Annotated in this window: 14 protein-coding genes; 8 read left to right on the top strand and 6 right to left on the bottom strand. The window is 61.8% G+C overall.

All coding sequences use genetic code 11. The features are described 5' to 3' along the window. Positions 1-31 precede the first annotated feature (31 nt). On the top strand, positions 32-886 hold the full coding sequence (locus ACP7BV_RS24130; protein ID WP_426107407.1) for a porin: 855 nt from the start codon (positions 32-34) through the stop codon (positions 884-886). On the opposite strand, the gene ACP7BV_RS24125 is transcribed toward ACP7BV_RS24130, so the two are convergent. Beyond that, on the bottom strand, positions 863-3,736 hold the full coding sequence (locus ACP7BV_RS24125) for a bifunctional diguanylate cyclase/phosphodiesterase (RefSeq protein WP_426107406.1): 2,874 nt from the start codon (positions 3,734-3,736) through the stop codon (positions 863-865). The two genes, ACP7BV_RS24130 and ACP7BV_RS24125, sit on opposite strands and share 24 nt — an antisense overlap. Before the next feature lie 197 nt (positions 3,737-3,933). Between ACP7BV_RS24125 and ACP7BV_RS24120 the strand changes: the two genes are divergently transcribed. From ACP7BV_RS24120 to ACP7BV_RS24105, 4 genes are read left to right on the top strand one after another with little or no spacing between them, the layout of a single operon-like run. Beyond that, the gene (locus tag ACP7BV_RS24120; RefSeq protein ID WP_426107405.1) at positions 3,934-4,668 is read left to right on the top strand and encodes a Crp/Fnr family transcriptional regulator; all 735 of its coding nucleotides are present in this window, start codon (positions 3,934-3,936) and stop codon (positions 4,666-4,668) included. Next, positions 4,668-6,932: a PAS domain-containing hybrid sensor histidine kinase/response regulator gene (locus tag ACP7BV_RS24115; RefSeq protein WP_426107403.1), complete on the top strand. Its 2,265-nt coding sequence runs from the start codon at positions 4,668-4,670 to the stop codon at positions 6,930-6,932. The genes ACP7BV_RS24120 and ACP7BV_RS24115 overlap by 1 nt, the downstream gene beginning before the upstream one ends. A gap of 22 nt (positions 6,933-6,954) precedes the next feature. After that, positions 6,955-7,791: a response regulator gene (locus ACP7BV_RS24110; protein ID WP_426107402.1), complete on the top strand. Its 837-nt coding sequence runs from the start codon at positions 6,955-6,957 to the stop codon at positions 7,789-7,791. Positions 7,792-7,851: 60 nt separating this feature from the next. Beyond that, positions 7,852-8,274 (top strand): hypothetical protein, encoded by a 423-nt coding sequence (locus tag ACP7BV_RS24105; protein ID WP_426107400.1) that lies wholly within the window; start codon positions 7,852-7,854, stop codon positions 8,272-8,274. A 121-nt stretch (positions 8,275-8,395) separates the two neighbouring features. Here the strand turns inward: ACP7BV_RS24105 and ACP7BV_RS24100 are convergent, their stop codons facing one another. The 3 genes from ACP7BV_RS24100 to ACP7BV_RS24090 form a co-directional block, all read right to left on the bottom strand. After that, complete coding sequence (locus ACP7BV_RS24100; protein ID WP_426107399.1) at positions 8,396-9,283, bottom strand: dienelactone hydrolase family protein; 888 nt, start codon at positions 9,281-9,283, stop codon at positions 8,396-8,398. 339 nt (positions 9,284-9,622) lie between these two features. Further along, positions 9,623-10,627, bottom strand: coding sequence for a sulfate ABC transporter substrate-binding protein (locus tag ACP7BV_RS24095; RefSeq protein ID WP_426107398.1), 1,005 nt, complete (start codon positions 10,625-10,627; stop codon positions 9,623-9,625). Between the two features lie 93 nt (positions 10,628-10,720). Further along, on the bottom strand, positions 10,721-10,933 hold the full coding sequence (locus ACP7BV_RS24090) for a hypothetical protein (RefSeq protein ID WP_426107397.1): 213 nt from the start codon (positions 10,931-10,933) through the stop codon (positions 10,721-10,723). Between the two features lie 224 nt (positions 10,934-11,157). On the opposite strand from ACP7BV_RS24090, the gene ACP7BV_RS24085 reads away from it, so the two are divergent. The 3 genes from ACP7BV_RS24085 to ACP7BV_RS24075 are packed head-to-tail and all read left to right on the top strand — an operon-like array spanning position 11,158 to position 13,622. Further along, complete coding sequence (locus tag ACP7BV_RS24085; RefSeq protein WP_426107396.1) at positions 11,158-11,880, top strand: phosphatase PAP2 family protein; 723 nt, start codon at positions 11,158-11,160, stop codon at positions 11,878-11,880. Position 11,881: 1 nt separating this feature from the next. Beyond that, the gene (locus ACP7BV_RS24080; protein ID WP_426107431.1) at positions 11,882-12,775 is read left to right on the top strand and encodes a diacylglycerol/lipid kinase family protein; all 894 of its coding nucleotides are present in this window, start codon (positions 11,882-11,884) and stop codon (positions 12,773-12,775) included. Between the two features lie 10 nt (positions 12,776-12,785). After that, positions 12,786-13,622 carry a metallophosphoesterase family protein gene (locus ACP7BV_RS24075; RefSeq protein WP_426107395.1) on the top strand — a complete coding sequence of 279 codons (837 nt, stop codon included), beginning with the start codon at positions 12,786-12,788 and terminating at the stop codon, positions 13,620-13,622. A gap of 143 nt (positions 13,623-13,765) precedes the next feature. Here ACP7BV_RS24075 and cls read toward each other — a convergent pair whose 3' ends face one another. Then, positions 13,766-15,157 carry a cardiolipin synthase gene (cls, locus tag ACP7BV_RS24070; RefSeq protein WP_426107394.1) on the bottom strand — a complete coding sequence of 464 codons (1,392 nt, stop codon included), beginning with the start codon at positions 15,155-15,157 and terminating at the stop codon, positions 13,766-13,768. After that, the gene (locus ACP7BV_RS24065) at positions 15,154-17,262 is read right to left on the bottom strand and encodes a site-specific recombinase (protein WP_426107393.1); all 2,109 of its coding nucleotides are present in this window, start codon (positions 17,260-17,262) and stop codon (positions 15,154-15,156) included. Before ACP7BV_RS24065 ends, cls begins: the two co-directional genes overlap by 4 nt. Between the last annotated feature and the right edge of the window lie 32 nt (positions 17,263-17,294).

Here is a 17,294-nt window from a genome sequence, read left to right as displayed (position 1 = left end):
CCCGGCGAAATCCTTTATGCCGGAGTCCGTAATGAAATCATCTTGTTTGCTCGTCCTTGCCGTGGGCGCCTGCGCTGCCAGCTTTCAGGCCCAGGCCCAGGCCCAGGCCCAGGCCCAGGCCCAGGCCCAGGCCCAGGCCCAGGCCCAGAACAGCCGGGTGTTCCGGGCCAGCGTCCCCATGTACGGCAGCAAGCGCGCCGTTGCCATTATCGATGTCAGCGATTTGACCGAAGCAGGCACGCCGGACACCGAAACGCGGGTTTTTGGCTACCCTGGCAAGCGCATGGGCCTGGCCGATGCGCCGGCCGCGCGTCCGCTCGACAATATCGACCGCAGCGACCGCAACAACCGCGCCTGGGGTATTTCGGTCGGCTTGCGCGGCGGCCCGGTCACCTTTCGGATTGCCCACCAAAACAAGACTGTCGCCCGCGCCGTCCCGACGATGCCTTTGGGTAACCGCATGGATGCCAAGAATTCCATCATCGCCGCCCATGTCGACCTGGGGCCGATGAAAGCCTACACCGCCTATAGCGCCAGCCGCGGCCGGGGCACGTCACCATTGTGGAACCCGGACAATCCCTACGGGGCGGCGCTCTCGTCCACGTCCTCGACCGACAGCCGCGATGTGCTGGTCGGCCTGGCCATGCCGGTCAGCCGCCAGACCACCTTGCTCACCTCGTTTAGCCGAAAAGACGACCGCGACCTCGCCAACCGCGATGCCGACCAATTCGCTTTTGGCGCCACCTACGCGCAATCGCGCCGCACCGACTTTTACGCCGCTTACACGCACACCCAGATGCGCCATGGCGGCAGCGAGATGGCGGGCGACCTGGTCGCCGTGGGCGGCTCGTCGGCCTTGAACCTAGGCATGCGCCACGCTTTTTGATACCGGCGCGGCAACGCACAGGCCGCCTGCGGCCAACGCGGCGAACTCGGTGGCGGGCACCGGCAGGCTGAACAGGAAACCTTGCACTTGGTCGCAGCCATGTTCGCGCAGAAACTCCAGCTGCTCGTTCGTCTCCACGCCCTCGGCAATGACTTTCAAGCGCAAGCCATGCGCCAGCGAAATGATGGCGCGCACAATGGCGGCGTCATCTTCTTTTAACGCAATGTCGCTCACGAACGACTGGTCGATCTTGAGTACGTCGATGGGAAAGCGGCGCAGGTACGACAGGCTCGAGTAGCCGGTGCCAAAATCGTCGATTGCAATTTGCACGCCAAGCTGCTTGAGGTCGCGCAGGATGGTGATGGCATGGTCGACGTCGCTCATGACCATGCTTTCCGTCACTTCCAGCTCCAGGTGGCGCGCGTCCAGTCCGCATTCCTCCAGGATGGCGGCAATCGACTGCACCAAGCCTTTTTGCGTAAACTGGCGCGGCGACAGATTGACCGCCACGCGCAGTTGGCCCAGGCCGGCCAGCTGCCAGGCCCTGGTTTGCACGCACGCCGCGCGCAGCACCCAAGCGCCAATCGGCATGATCAAGCCCATTTCCTCGGCCAGTGCAATAAAGCGCGACGGCGCGATCGTGCCGTGCTGCGGATGGTTCCAGCGCAGCAGTACTTCCATGCCGACGATATTGCCGCTGATGAGGTCGAGCTGGGGCTGGTAATGCAGCACAAATTGGCCGCGCTCGAGCGCGTGGCGCAGGTCGGCTTCGATTTCGAGGCGTTCGCGGGTGCGCTCGCTCATGGCCGGCGCATAGAACTGCCACGTGTTGCGGCCCATTTCCTTGGCCCGGTACATGGCGATGTCGGCGTGCTTGGTCAGCGTTTCAGCGGTGCCGCCGTCGCTCGGGTAGGCGGCAATACCGATGCTGCAGGTGAGAAAAAATTCATGCGACTGGATCAAGAGCGGCTCGGCCACTGCATCCATGATGTTCTGGATCACTTGCATGCCGGCGTCGCGGCCCGTGCCTTCGGGCAGCACCAGCACGAATTCGTCGCCGCCCATGCGCGCTACGGTGTCGGCCTCGCGCACGGCCAGCTTGAGCCTTTCGGCCAGCGTCTTGAGCAAGATGTCGCCCGCTTCATGGCCCAGCGTATCGTTGATAAACTTGAAGCGGTCGAGGTCGACGAACACCACCCACAGTTCGGTGCCGCCGTGGCGCGCGTTGGAAATGGCGCGTTCGAGCCGTTCGTTGAGCAGGTTGCGGTTGGCCAGGCCGGTGAGGGCGTCGTGCCGGGCCTGGAATTCAAGCTCGGCTTCATAGCGCATCACCGCCGAAATATCGTACTGGGCCACCACGAAGTTGATGATCTCGCCCTCGTCGGTGCGCACCGGCGTGATGTACAGGTCGTTCCAGTAGCCGGTGCCGTCCTTGCGGTAATTGCGCAGCACCGCGTGGCCTTCGCGCTGTTCGCGCAGCGCGGCGCTGATTTCCTCGATGTTCTGGTGATCCTGGCTGGCGCCGGCCAGCGTGCGCAAGCTCTTGCCGATCACGTCGGCGGCGCTAAAGCCGGTAATCGATTCAAAGGCCGGATTGACGTATTCGATGGCGTAGTCGGGCGCCACCGCGCTGCAAATGATGATGGCGTTGGACGAGACCTCGATCACCTTTTCGCGCAGGCGCAGCGACTTTTCGGTGCGCATGCGCAGCGCCAGGTCTTCGGCCAGGCGCAGGTTGTCGTCGCGCAGCGTTCTGGTGCGTTCCGTGGTCACCCGTTCGATGACCGACTTGCGCGACACCACGCTATAGACGGCGCCCGCAGCGAGCAGGCTCGACAAAATGCCGCCCAGCAGCGCGTACAGCGAGCCGCCGGGCGTGGCCGTGAACGGCGCCGGGGCTTGCGCCACTTGCATGAACCAGGGCGTGCCGGCAACGGTGAAGCTGGCGCTTTTCGGCGTGGCATGGTCGTACAGCAACCAGGCGGGAATCAGGCTGTCGGCGGGCAAGGGCCGCGCCGCCTGGCCATCGCGAAAGGCCAGTTGCGACTGCTGGGCCGATGCGGCGGCGTAAATATTGACCGCCATGCCAGGCGTGCCTCGCAGGCCGGCGCGGTTGAGCAGGGTGGCGATCAGGTGGTCTACCCGGAACACGGCGGCCGTTTCGCCCACCACCGCGCGCTGGCGCAGCGCTTCGGTGTCGATCGGGGCGCCACGCAGGTAGACCGGGGCGAGCACCAGGAAACCCGTGTGAAAACCTTTGACCTGGACCAGCGTGAGCAGGCTGGTCGCGGCTGACTGCCCGCTCGTGCGCGAGCGCAGGCGCGCGGCGGCGTGTTCCGGCGTGCGTGAGGTGTCCAAGCCGAGGGCCAGTTCGTTGCCTTCGACTGGCTGGATATATTCGACGACGTTATAATTGTCGCGCTGCGCAGCCGGGCGTTGCGTGCCACCCACAAATTCTGAAATAGTGAAGTTGGGAAAGCGCCGGCGCATTTGCGCTTCATAGCGCTTGCGCTCGCTGTCCATGATCACGTGCTGGTAGCTGAGCGCTTGAATTTCAGGGTAGCGCGCCAGTAAGGGCGCAGTAAAAGAGGCGAATTGTTCAGCGGTGACGTTGCCGAAGGTCCGGAACAAACCGTTGACGACCATCACTTGTTGCACCGCGTCGGACAGGCCGGAAGACACTGCACTGATGCGCAGCGACGCTTCCTGTTCGAAGCGGGCCGTGCGGACCTGCGTCTCGGCGCGCCTGACGGAGGCGAACAGGAGCGCAGTCAACGATAAACCGACGCACAGCGTCAAGGCCGCCGAGACGGAGACCGACAGGCGCACCCGCCGAAACAGATTTTGCATGTGACCCCTCAAATGGCGGCTGGCGCTGGAGCACGGCGCTGACTATTTTTCAATATAAAACATCTATATTGAGGATGTATGTTCGGTTCCGCACATACGAATACTACCCTTATGAAATACATTCTGGTATGAAATTATGCGCCTGCTACACTTTAACAATACTCACAAGATGCCACTGGAAGCAGGGGTAGCCTCACATGTCCAGTAAGAACGATCCTAACCAGAATCACCTGCTCGCGGCCTTGCTCGACGTGCAATCCGACCGCATTTTGCCGCACCTGGAACTGGTGCCGATGAAGCTGGGCGACGTCCTGTATGAATCCGGCGGCAAGCTGCAGCATTTCTATTTTCCGACGACGTCGATCGTGTCGATGCACTATTTGCTGGAAAACGGCGGCTCGTCCGAAATTGCCGGCGTCGGCAATGAAGGCATCCTGGGGGTGTCGTTGTTCATGGGCGGCAACACGACACCCAGCCGCGCCATTGTTCAGACGGGCGGCTTCGGCTACCGCTTGCCGATCGCGGTGCTGATGGAAGAATTCAACCGCGCCGGCCCCGTCATGCGCTTGCTGCTGCGCTACACCCAGGCGCTGCTGACCCAAATGGCCCAGACCGCCGTGTGCAACCGCCACCATTCGGTCGAGCAGCAGCTGTGCCGCTGGCTGCTGCTCACGCTCGACCGCTTGCCCAGCAATGACTTGACCATGACCCAGGAATTGATTGCCAACATGCTCGGCGTGCGGCGCGAGGGCGTGACCGAAGCGGCCGGACGCCTGCAAGGCTATGGCTACATCAGTTACCGGCGCGGCCACATCACCGTGCTCGACCGTAAAGGTTTGGAGGACGACGTGTGCGAATGCTACGCCGTTGTAAAAAAGGAATTCGTGCGCCTGCTGTCGGACGTGCGCCACCGCCAGGAGAGCGCGGGCTAATGGTCACCATGCTCAAGACCGCATCGGTCGAACGGCTCATCCTGGTCGGCTTTGCCGCCACGCTGGCGGTGCTGCTCTTGGTGAGCGGCATTGCGCTGAGCTATGCGGTCGAGTCCCCGGGCGCCGTCAATCTGATCAAGATTAGCGTGATCTTGCTGCTCATTTTCCTGGCGCTGCTGTTCGTGCGGGTGCAAGGCGCGATCAGTGCCCGCAACGCGCGCGAGCGCGCCTTGCACGAGGGACCGATGCTCAAGGCTGGCGCCTTGCAAGATGCCATTTTCAACAGCGCCAATTTTTCCAGCATTGCCACCGATGCGCAGGGCGTGATCCAGATTTTCAATGTGGGCGCCGAACGCATGCTCGGCTACAAGGCGGCCGAAGTGGTCGACCAGCTCACGCCGGCCAAGATTTCTGACCGCCAGGAAATGAACGCGCGCGCCGCCGCGCTCTCGCGCGAACTGAACGAGACCATCGCGCCCGGCTTCGAGTCGCTCGTCTACAAGGCGCTGCGCGGCATGGAAGACATTTACGAGACCACCTATATCCGCAAGGATGGCTCGCGCATTCCGGCCCTGGTGTCGGTCACGGCGCTGCGCGACGCGGTGGGCAAGGTCATCGGTTACCTGCTCATCAGCACCGACAATACGTCGCGCAAGCAGGCCGAGGCGGAGCAAGCCTTGCTCGACCAGCGCTTGCGCGACCAGCACTTTTACACCCGTTCGCTGATCGAATCGAATATCGATGCGCTGATCGCGACCGATCCGCGCGGCATCATCAGCGACGTCAATTCGCAAATGGAATTGCTGACCGGCTGCACCCGCGATGAATTGATCGGCGCGCCGTTCAAAAATTATTTTACGGAGCCGGAGCGGGCGGAAGAAACGGTGGCGCGCGTGCTGCGCGAAGGCAAGGTCAAAAATGAAGAGCTGACCGCGATCTCGCGTGACGGCAAGCAAACCGTGGTGTCGTACAACGCCACCACTTTCTACGACCGCGACCGCAAGCTGCGCGGCGTGTTTGCCGCCGCGCGCGACGTGACGGAACATAAACTGTTCGAGTTGGCGCTGCAGGAATCGAACGCCGAACTGATCACGGCGCGCAAGGCGGCCGAAAAGGCGAACCGCGCCAAGTCCGAATTTTTGTCCTCGATGAGCCACGAGTTGCGCACGCCTCTTAATGCCGTACTCGGTTTTGCGCAGCTGATGTCGTCGGAAGTGCCGCCGCCCCCGCCGCACCAGCAGCGCTCGATCGACCAGATCCTCAAGGGCGGCTGGTATTTGCTGCGCTTGATTAACGAAATCCTCGACCTGGCCATGATTGAATCGGGCAAGGTCACGATGTCGCAGGAATCGATGTCGCTGCCCGACGTGCTGGCCGACTGCCAGGGCATGATTGAACCGCAGGCGGAAAAGCGCGGCATCAGCCTCGAGTTTCCCACCTTCGACAAGCTGTATTACGTGCATGCCGACCGTACCCGCGTCAAGCAGGTGATGATCAACCTGCTGTCGAACGCCATCAAGTACAACTCGACGGGCGGCTCGGTCGTGGTCAAGTGCGTGGTATCGGGCAAGGACCGGATCCGCATCAGCGTGCGCGACACCGGCATTGGCTTGGCGCCCGAGCAAGTAGCGCACCTGTTCCAGCCGTTTAACCGGCTCGGCCAGGAAAACAAGCTGGAAGAGGGCACCGGCATCGGCCTGGTGGTGACCAAGCAATTGGTCGAACTGATGGGCGGCATCATCGGCGTGGAAAGCAGCGTGGGCGTCGGTTCCGAGTTCTGGGTTGAATTTGCCGCCTCCGACCCGCCCGAACTCATGCTCGACAATATGAGCGACAACGCGTTGGAACGGCGCGGCGGGCAACGGGCCGGCACCGCTCAGCCGACGCTGCTGTACGTGGAAGACAACCCCGCCAATCTGGCGCTGGTGGAAGAATTGATCGGCCGCCGCGGCGATCTGCGCCTGTTGACCGCCGTCACAGGGGCGCTGGGCCTGGAGCTGGCGCGCGCCTACCTGCCCGACGTGATCCTGATGGACATCAATCTGCCCGGCATCAGCGGCTACGAAGCGTTGCGCAGCCTGCTGGAAGACCCCGCCACGCGCAACATCCCAGTGCTGGCGCTGTCGGCCAACGCCATGCCGCGCGATATAGAAAAAGGCTTGGAGGCGGGTTTCTTCCGCTATCTGACCAAACCAATCCGGGTGCGCGAATTCATGGAAGCGCTTGATGTCGCACTCGAGCATGCAGCCGAACACAGCCTGTAATGAAGTTCCATCGAAAGATTTTATGTTAGAAGCCTCCGAAATCCTGAACGCCAGCATCCTGATCGTGGACGACCAGGAAGCCAATGTCATGCTGCTCGAACAGATGCTGCGCAATGGCGGATATACCAATATCACCACCACGCAGACGCCCACCGATGTCTATCCCCTGCACAAGGAACATCGCTACGACCTGATCCTGCTCGACTTGCAGATGCCGGTCATGGACGGTTTTGAGGTGATGGAGGCGATCAAGGATATCGAGCCGGGTGGCTATCTGCCGGTGCTGGTCATCACGGCCCAGCCCGGGCACAAGTTGCAGGCGCTCAAGGCCGGCGCCAAGGATTTCGTCAGCAAGCCGTTTGACCTGGTGGAAGTGCAAACGCGCATTCACAACATGCTCGAAGTGCGCCTGCTGTACCGGCGACTGGCGAACTACAATCGCCAGCTCGAGCAAACCGTTGCCGAGCGCACCGCCGAACTGAAGGAAAGCGAAGCACGCTTTCAGCGCTTTACCGAATTGTCGTCCGACTGGTACTGGGAACAAGATGCAGAAGGCAATATGACGCGCTTTTCGGGTCCGGTGGCCGAGATGCTGGGCATCGGCTCGAGTGAAGGGGCCGACGGCGGCTGGAACGCGGATGAACGCGCGCGACTCGACGCGAACATCGCCAGCCGCGCCCCGTTCCTCGACTTTGTGTACACGCGCACGCGCACCAATGGCCAGATCCAGTATTTGCAGGTGAGCGGCGAGCCGATGTTCGATTCGTCCAGCCGCTTTACCGGGTATCGGGGGGTCGGCATGGACATTACCGAGCGCATGCAGTGGCGCCCGCGGGAGGCCGTGCGCCGCGACGAATGAAAATTCGGTAGCCTGTCGGAACTGACTGAGTATCTTTCAACCCACGTTGCGGAGGCCATAATGACAGGCAACAGCACACTCGATCCCGATAACTTTCCGGATCCACCAGACCGTAGGCTGGGCATCGGGCACGGCACCGGGGCGCTCGGCCCGAGCGACTCGTCCGACAGCGGCAGCGACATGATGGGCGCGCGCGGCCTGGCGGGGGAGGAAGACATCCTTGACCTTGGCAGCGGCACCACGTCCGACCTGGAAGCGGGCAGCGCCGGCGGCACCGCCGGGCCCGATGTGGGCGACGCCGACCTGGACAGCGACAGCGATTCCGGCGGCACCGGTGAGCGGGCCGCCGCAGGGCGCGACAGCGTGGTCAGGGATGGGGCCGATATCGATGTCGATCATATCGAGACGATTCCCGACGCGCTGCTCGATGATGACGACCTGGCATTCCTGCACAGCAGGGTGCCGGGCGAGAAACCGCAGTAGACCAGGCGCTACGGGCCGCTTGGCGTTTGTCCAGGATGCGCCCTGTGCATCGCACCGATGTGTAGGGCCGGTGCACAGGAGCGTCATGCAATACGCCAATGCTGCGCCAATGACGCAATTCTTAGCTTTTCAGGTGCTCACGCAAGAACGCCACCGTGCGCGACCAGGCCAGCTTGGCCGCTGCTTCATCATAACGGGGCGTGGTGTCGTTGTTGAAGCCGTGCTGTGCGCCCGCATAGACAAAGTGCAGATAGTTGGCCTTGTTCGCGCTCAGCGCTGCCTCGTAGGCGGGCCAACCGGCGAGCACCCGTTCATCCATGCCGGCGTCGTGAATGAGCAAGGGCGTCTTGATCTTGGAAACCTCGGTCGCCGGCGGCTGCGCACCGTAGAACGGTACCGCCGCATCCAATCCCTTGACCACGGTAGGTAAATAGTTGGCGATGCCGCCACCGTAGCAAAAGCCTACCACGCCGACCTTGCCGCTGCCTTCCGGAAGCTTTTTCAGTACCTCGAACGCAGCCACGAAATCGGCGCGCGTCTTGACCTGGTCGAGTTTGCCGAACAGTTCGCGCGCCTTGTCTTCGTCGCCGGGATAGCCGCCCAGCGGGAACAGCGCGTCGGGGGCAAAGGCGATGAAGTCGTCAAGCGCGAGTCGGCGCGCAATGTCTTCGATGTGGGGATTGAGGCCGCGGTTTTCGTGCACCACCAGCACGGTTGGCATCTTGCCTTTTGCATTGGCCGGCTTGACCAGGTAACCGCGCAGCGTGCCGTAGCCGTTGGGCGACGGGTACTCGACGTACTGTGCCTTGATGCGCGGATCGGCGGGCGCGACCATGGTGGCCGCAAAGCTTGGCGAGAGTGCCGCCAGCAGGCTGGCGGCGGTGGCGCCACCGACCGCGTACTTGCCCGCCTGCGACAGGAAACTGCGGCGATCGATGGCGCCGTGAACGTACCGGTCGAACAGTGCGAGAACCTCGGGATCGAAGTCATGTTGGGTCATGCGTGGCATCGTTTGCGTCTCCTGGTTTTGACAGTGTGGCTCGAAAAACGAGCGCGAAAAAACAATCATAACCCGGTTGCCACGTCAGTGCGGGCACGCTGCAAACTTACCAGGACCAGGCGCAGGGCCATGTCGACGCGGGCTTTGCAAACCAGCGCAGGCAAGCGTCGCGCCAGCCCCCTTTACTGGCCAGCCTGTCGGACTAAACGGAGGCGGCCGAGAAATCCACCTTACCGGCCCCTATTTCACCGCTTTTTTAGTCAATAGAACCACTGACCTTCAAAATCGTCGAAATCTGTCCTCGGACAGCTGAATTTCCGGCTCGCCTCGTCAAGTCCGACAGCGCTGCTAGCGCTTCGGCTGGTAGATCTGGTCGAACAGACCGCCATCGGCGAAGTGCGCCTTTTGCGACTTGGCCCAGTTGCCCGATACTTCATCGATCGTAAACAGCTTCACCTTGGGATACTGCGACGCGTACTTGGCCAGCGTTTTTGGGGCGGTCGGGCGGTAGTAGTTTTTCGCAGCGATTTCCTGGCCTTCATCGCTGTACAGGTATTGCAGATACGCTTCGGCGACCTTGCGCGTACCGTGACGGTCAGCCACCTTGTCGACCAGGGCAACGGGCGGCTCGGCCAGAATGCTGACGGACGGCGCGAGGATTTCTACCTTGTCCGGGCCCAGTTCCTTGATGGCCAGCAGGGCTTCGTTTTCCCATGCCAGCAAAACGTCGCCAATGCCGCGCTCGACAAACGTGGTCGTCGCACCGCGCGCGCCCGAATCGAGCACAGGCACGTTCTTGTACAGCTTGCCGACGAATTCCCTGGCGCTGGCCTCGGTGCCGCCCGGTTGCTTGATGGCATAGCCCCAAGCCGCAAGGTAATTCCAGCGCGCACCGCCAGACGTTTTTGGATTCGGGGTAATCACCGACACGCCCGGCTTGACCAGGTCGCCCCAATCCTTAATGCCCTTCGGATTGCCTTTACGGACCAGAAACACGATCGTCGATGTGTACGGCGAACTGTTGTGCGCAAGACGCTTTTGCCATTGCGGGCTGACGAGGCCGCGCTCGGCGATGGCGTCGATATCGTAGGCCAGACCGAGCGTGACGACATCGGCCTCGAGACCGTCAATCACCGTACGCGCCTGCTTGCCCGAACCGCCGTGCGACTGCTTGACAGTGACGGTGTCGCCAGTCTTGGCTTTCCACTGCTTGGCGAAAGCCGCGTTAAAATCCTGATACAGCTCGCGTGTCGGGTCATACGACACGTTGAGCAGGCTGATGTCTGCCGCGACGGCTGCCTGCGACAGCAGGGCTAGCGCGATCAGTGACTGGCTTATTTTTTTTAACAGCATGGCGGGCACTTTCAAAGTTAGTTCGGGTAGGACTAGAATAAATCCCGCGCTAACGAAAGGACACGAATTAAATCAGTTTTGCATATGCGGTTTTTAATGCGCCTTGGACAGAATAAGCAGCCAGCGGCGCAGCAGCAGCACCTCGACATGGCCGGGTTCGACGCCGGTGTCGCACTCGATGACCGGGTTGACTGGATAGAAGCGTTTACGGAAGTCACGCGTGACCAGCACTTCACGGCGGCCGATGCGCAGCATGAAAGGGGTAGGTGCGTATTCCATACCAAAGTTGCTGTTCAAGGTGGTCATGACAAATTCCTTTTTGTTGGTTTTGCGTCGATCAAGAGAGTCCAGAATATCACAACCACTGTATAAATCCACAGGTACTGTACAAAATCCCAGTATTTTTCTGTTTTGTGGCGTTTACGCAAATTGGATGCATTCATGCAACAGTTCGTTCGCCCGCACGGTCCTCGCGGGCGGCAAACCGCGCTTCGTGCGTAAATGGCGCATTGTCGTCATTAAAGCAAGCCATGAAACAGCGTTTCCCCCGTCTCCATCGGCAGCTTGCCGCGCGTTTCAGTCCAACCGGAACGTTCGGGCTGCATCTGACGCTAGGGGCGCTTGCGATGCTGATGGCGGCGTGGGCGTTTGGCATCGTCGCCAGCGACGTGGTGGCCGGTGCGCCGCTGACGCTGCTCGATGTTCGCCTTGCCAACTGGTTTCACCGGTACGCGCACAGCGGCTGGACCCCGCTGATGCTGTTCATTACTACCTGGCACCAGCAAGCCGGGATCCTGGTCATGGCGCTGGTGCTGGCGCTTTACCTGCGGGCGGAAAAGGCTTTTTACTGGCTGCTGGCGCTGGTATTCGCGGTACCGGGCGGCATGTTGGTCAATGTTTTGTTAAAGTACATATTCCATCGTGCGCGCCCCGGTTTTGATGATCCATTGGTGACCTTGTCGACGTACAGTTTTCCGAGCGGGCATGCGTCCGGCGCAGCGTTGTTCTATGGCTTGCTGGCAGCTTACCTGGTGTGCACGGTGGGGCGCCCGATTTTGCGCGCCGCGGTGCTGTGCGCCGCGGCGGCCATGGTGGCGCTGGTTGCTCTTAGCCGGGTCTACCTGGGCGCGCATTACCTGAGCGATGTACTGGCCGGAGTCGCCTTTGCGCTGGCCTGGCTGGCAGTGTGCATTACCGCCGTATCGACATTCCGGAGGCGCCGCGCGGCGCGCCTCCTTTTAACCGGAGACTAGCCTGACCATCATTGCAGTCATTATCAACGGCAGCGCCGGCAGCGGCCACGACGACGAACAGGCCACTTCTCTGCGCGAAAAATTCGCCGCCCACGGGATGCAGGCGCGCGTCACGCTCGCCTCCAGCGGCGACGAAATGATCGCGGCCGCCAGGGCCGCGCTCGACGAAGGCTTGCAGATCGTGGTGGCGGGCGGCGGCGACGGCACCATCAACGCGGTGGCCTCCGTGATTGCCGGTACCGGGGTGGCGTTTGGCGTGCTGCCAATGGGAACCTTGAATCATTTTGCGAAAGACGTCGGCATTCCCCTGCTGCTTGACGAGGCCATTGCCACGATTGCCAGCGGCGCGCGCAAGCAGGTCGACGTGGGCGAGGTCAATGACAAAATTTTTCTCAACAACTCAAGCCTGGGCCTGTATCCCGACATCGTGCGCGACCGCGAAAAGCAGCAGAACAGGCTTGGGCGGGGCAAGTGGCTGGCGGCCTTGTGGGCGACCCTGGGCGCTTTGCGGCGCTATCCTTTCATTAGCGTGCGGTTGTCGCTTGACGACGGCACCGACCATGCGCGGCGCACGCCGTTCGTTTTTATTGGCAACAACGCTTACATCATGCAGGGGTTCAGTATCGGCGCGCGCGCCGCCCTCGACGGGGGCAAGCTGAGCCTGTATGTGGCGCAGCGGCCGGGCCGCCTGGCCTTGCTGCGCCTTGGCTGGAGTGCGCTGTGCGGGCGCCTGGCCCAGGAGCGCGATTTCGACGTGCTCAGTACCGAAAAAATGGAAATCGACACCCGCCACAAGCGCATCCGCGTGGCGACCGATGGTGAAGTCACAGTCATGCTGACGCCGCTGCGCTACCGGATCCGTCCGGGCGCATTGTCCGTCATCGTGCCTTCTTGAGGAGTTAATCATGCGTACCCTGGTTCATTTGTCCGATCTGCATTTTGGCAAGGTCGACGCCACCTTGCTCGACCCGTTGCGGGACCTGATCCACGCAATCGGGCCGGACGTGGTGGTGGTATCGGGCGACCTGACCCAGCGCGCCAAGAGCGAGCAGTTCGAGGAAGCCAAGGCTTGGCTCGACACTTTGCCCGGGCCGCAGATTATCGTTCCGGGCAACCATGACATTTCCCTGTACAACGTGTTTCGCCGCTTTCTGCAGCCGCTCACGCGCTACAAGCGCTACATCACCGACGATCTCGATCCGATCTATGTTGACGACGAGATCGCGGTGCTGGGCGTGAATACGGCGCGTTCGCTGACGTTCAAGGATGGCCGGGTCAACAAGGAGCAGGTGGAAACGATCAAGCAGCAACTATCGGGCTTGGGTGACACGGTGACGCGGATCATCGTCACCCACCATCCGTTCGACTTGCCCAAGACCTACGACGAAGATGACCTGGTAAACCGCGCGCCCATGGCGATGCAAGCCTTTGCCGACTGCGGCGTCGATTTGCTGTTGGCAGGGCACTTGCATACCAGCCATGCGGGCAGTACGTCGGAGCGGTATCAAATGAGCGAGTACGCGGCGCTGGTGGTGCAGGCGGGCACGGCAACGTCAACGCGGGGGCGGGGCGAGGTCAATTCGTTCAATGTGGTGCGGGTGGAGCATGAGCGCATCGAAGTGGACCGCTATGGCTGGGATGACGTCGGTAAGGCATTTTCGCTGATGAAAACGGAGCCGTTTTTGCGCAGGGGGAATGTGTGGTCGGCGCATACGGAGGGCTTGTACGCGACGGGGCTGTGAGGGTGGGCGAGCGTGTGCGTCTCGACGGCGCTGGTCGGAAAAGGGGGCCGCCCAGGCACCTTCGGCCTCTTCCGACGGTATTTACGGGGCAGGCAAAGCTTTTTCAACAGGCTGCGCGAGGGCGATGCGCTTAACGGACCCGATCAGATCCAGTACTCCGTCAGGCGCGACGCAAATTCTTTGATCCGGTCCGAAATGGGCCTTCTGCGCCATTCTTGCAACGTTACTTCCTTGGAATCGCGCAAGTCTTCCGCGTAAGCGCTTTCCATGTCGCGCCCAAACGCCGGGTCGAGTATCACCACGTTCAATTCATAGTTGTGCAGAAAGCTGCGGCGGTCGATATTAGCCGAGCCCACCGTCGACCAAGTGCCGTCAATGACAGCTGTCTTGGCATGCAGCACCGCTACCTGCAACTGAAAAATCCTCACGCCATTGCTCAGCAATGTTTCATAGAACGCGCGTCCGGCATGCATCACCAGGCCGTGGTCTGATACGCCCGGCAACACCAGCTTGACGTCTACGCCGCGCTTGGCAGCGGCCACCAGCGCATCGACAAATTGCTGGTCCGGCACAAAATAGGCGGACGTGATGTGTACCGAGGTTTTTGCTTCCTGGATGGCGATGATGAAGGCCTTGTAGATCTCCGATTCCCGGTCCGGATCGGTCGCGAGGACGCGCACAATCTTGTCGCCCATCGGCGGCAGCGACGGGAAATAGTCGGCCTCGGCCAAGTCGCCCGCATCCTGGTCGACCCAGGCGTTAATGAAATTCCACTGCAGCGAAGCGACTGCCGGACCTTCGATCTTGATATGCGTGTCGCGCCAGCCGACCTTTTTCTTGTCGACCGTCTCCGGCTTGCGGCTCGAACGGAAAAAGGAACTGTTGGCGTAGGTGCTGCTGATGTTGATGCCGCCGGTAAATGCCGCTTTGCCGTCAACCACCATCAGCTTGCGGTGGTCGCGGTTGTTCAATTCCCATTTGCCGATGCGCTTGGTCGGGTTGACCGGGTTAAATGCCAGGACGTTGACGCCCGCCGCTTTCATACGCGCGAAGAACTCCGGCGGCGTTGCCATCGCGCCCACGCTGTCATACAGCACATTGACCGTCAAGCCCTGCCTGCGCTTTTCGATCAGCAGGTCGGCAAATTGCAGGCCGACCGGGTCCTGGTCGAAGATATAGGTTTCCAGGTTGATCGAGCTTTTTGCCGCGCTCGCCGCCGCCATCATTTCTTTCATGGTGATCGGGCCATCGAACAGCAGCGTCACCTTGTTGCCGGCGATGAGGGGCACACCGGTGGCCGCTTCTTCGAGCAAGGCCAGCGCCTTCATGTCGGGCGTGGCCTTGGCCCAGCGTTTGGCCAATAAGTCAGCGGCCTGCTTGCGGGCAAGGCGTCCTTTGGCGGTGGCGACAATGGGGTTCTCGCGGGCAGCCACCGGCTGCGCGTCCGAATTGACCTGCGGCAGCGAAACGCAGGAGGTCAGCGCAAGCGCGCACGCCAAAAAGGTGGACAGCGCCGCAGCGCGCATGGTGCTCATTTGGTTTCCCCAAAAGGTTCGGTGCCGGGCCGATATGAACAAAAGTTCTTTGGCCCGATAAAAAAATCAATGGGCGCGCCCAGGAAGCGGCGACCCATGGTCTGGACCAGGGACATGCCCTGGGTGAAATGCACCTTGCGCGCGCGCAGCGCCACCCACAGCGCCAGCGAAAAGCTGACCAGCAAGTTGACGCTGCCGATGGCGAGGAAGCCGGCGATCGAGGTGGCGGCCAGCTGCCAGCTCATGTGATGATCGAGGGCGACCAGCGCCGTGGAGAAGTTGGCAGCCGAAAACGTCACGTGGCGGATGTCGAGCGGCAGGCCGAGGCCGTCACCGAGCTTGCCAATGGTGCCCAGCATGACCCCAAATACCAGGTTGCCCATCAGGCCGCCAAGATTGTTTTCGACGTAGAGGGCCAGGCGCGCCAGCCGGTCCGGTCCCAGCAGGCGGCGCAGAGCGCGCAGTTGCGCCACGCGCTGCGCCATCTGGGTGTACAGCGCCTTGTTGTCGTAGTAGCCCGAAATGAGGCCGGCCAGGAACAGGCACACGCCTGCGATGGCGGCGTAGAACAGCGCCAGGCTGTGGAAGGGATCGATGTCGTGCAGCAGGTGGGCCGCCTTTTGCGGCGACGCCAGGTGGGTGCCGGTGATGAGCGGCCAGCAAACGGCGATCAGCCAGGCAATCGGCAGCACGGTGGCCAGGTTGCCGAGCACGGCGATGCACTGGGTGCGAAACACCTTGCTGAGCAAGTCGGCCATGCTGTCGAGGTCGATGTTGCTTCCATCCTTGCTCGACAAGCCGCTGGCAATGCGCGAGGCCGTCATTGCCGGTTGCTTGGTGGCGATGGTGAAATGCAGCATGTGGATCAGCACAAAGCCGAATGAATAGTTCAGGCTGAACAGGAAGGCCTCGACCAGCGGCGCCGTGCGCAGCGTACCCATCAAAATCTTAATGAGCGCCATGAAACCGACAATGACGCCGGCGCCGGCCGAGGACAGGAACATGCCGCGCAGCTCGCTGCGGTTGTCCGCAATGTAGTGCTCGCCAGTGCGGCTGGCGTTTTCGGTAACGTTGCGCGCCAGCAGGTCGATATTGTCGGCAAACAGGTCGCGCACCGTGTACTTGTGGTTGTGCGCTTCGACCAGTTCCTGGGCCAGGGCAATGGCGCCGGCGCGGCGCAGCGAGGTGGGCGGCTTGTCGGCCGGCGTTGCCTGGTCGGCGACCAGTGCCAGGTCGACCGTGGGCGCGGCGGGCAGCTCGCCGCTGACGTCGACCAGGAACAGCAGCTTGCGCAGGCGGTCGATGCTCTGGGTCAGCGCGACGAGTACATAAGTGAGTGCCACGCTGGTGCCCTGCGTGGTGGCGTTCCTGCGCACCTTGTCGATGACGCTGCTGCACTGGTCGAGCATGACGAGGATGGGGCGCGCGTCTTCCAGTGGCGCATCGCGTTCGGCGAGCAGGCGCTGGTAGCCGTCCAGATAGTGATTCACTTCAATGTTTTGCATCAGGAACGGCGAATCGAAGTTTTCGATATCGGCGTGGCTACGAATCAGGCGCGGCTCCAGGCCCAGTGAGCAGACGCGGCAGGAGAGGGTACGGATCGCTTCCAGCATGCCCAGCAGCGTCGTGCGCCCCGGGTCGGCGGCCGGCTTATCAGTGGCAAGCGCAGCGGCCGGCGCGGCGGCGACGAGCACGTCGTACAGCGCCAGCCAGTCTGCGATCGGCACGCCATTGATCCAGGCATAGTCGGTATTCACGTACAAAACCTGGTCGATCGCGTCGTTCAGGTAGACGTCGCCCAAGGCGGGCGGCAGGCAGCGGTAGGAGATGCGCCGTTTCAGCTCAGTAAAAAAGCCATCGTTCGACAGCACTCCGATATCGGTATACAAGCTGGCGTGCCGGCGGCTTTCAAGCAGGCGCGTCAGATAGCTGCGCAGCGCCGAGGCGAGCTGCGGCGTGCCGCCGAGCAGATGGGTCAGCGTGCGGATGCGTGCGCTCGCCAGCGCCGCGTCGCCGGCTTTTTCGGGACGCAGCTGCTGCACCAGTTCGACCAGCATGTCGATACGGTCGCTGTGGGGATTGATGCGTTCTAAGATGCTTAACATGGCAATTATTGCTGCAGATACTAAAAGGCTAG

Origin of the sequence: Massilia sp. TSP1-1-2 (assembly GCF_049896185.1) — a bacterium.
Taxonomy (GTDB): Bacteria; Pseudomonadota; Gammaproteobacteria; order Burkholderiales; family Burkholderiaceae_D; genus Telluria_A.
Note: the sequence above shows the minus strand (reverse complement) of the source record. Positions and strands in the feature narration are given on the sequence as shown.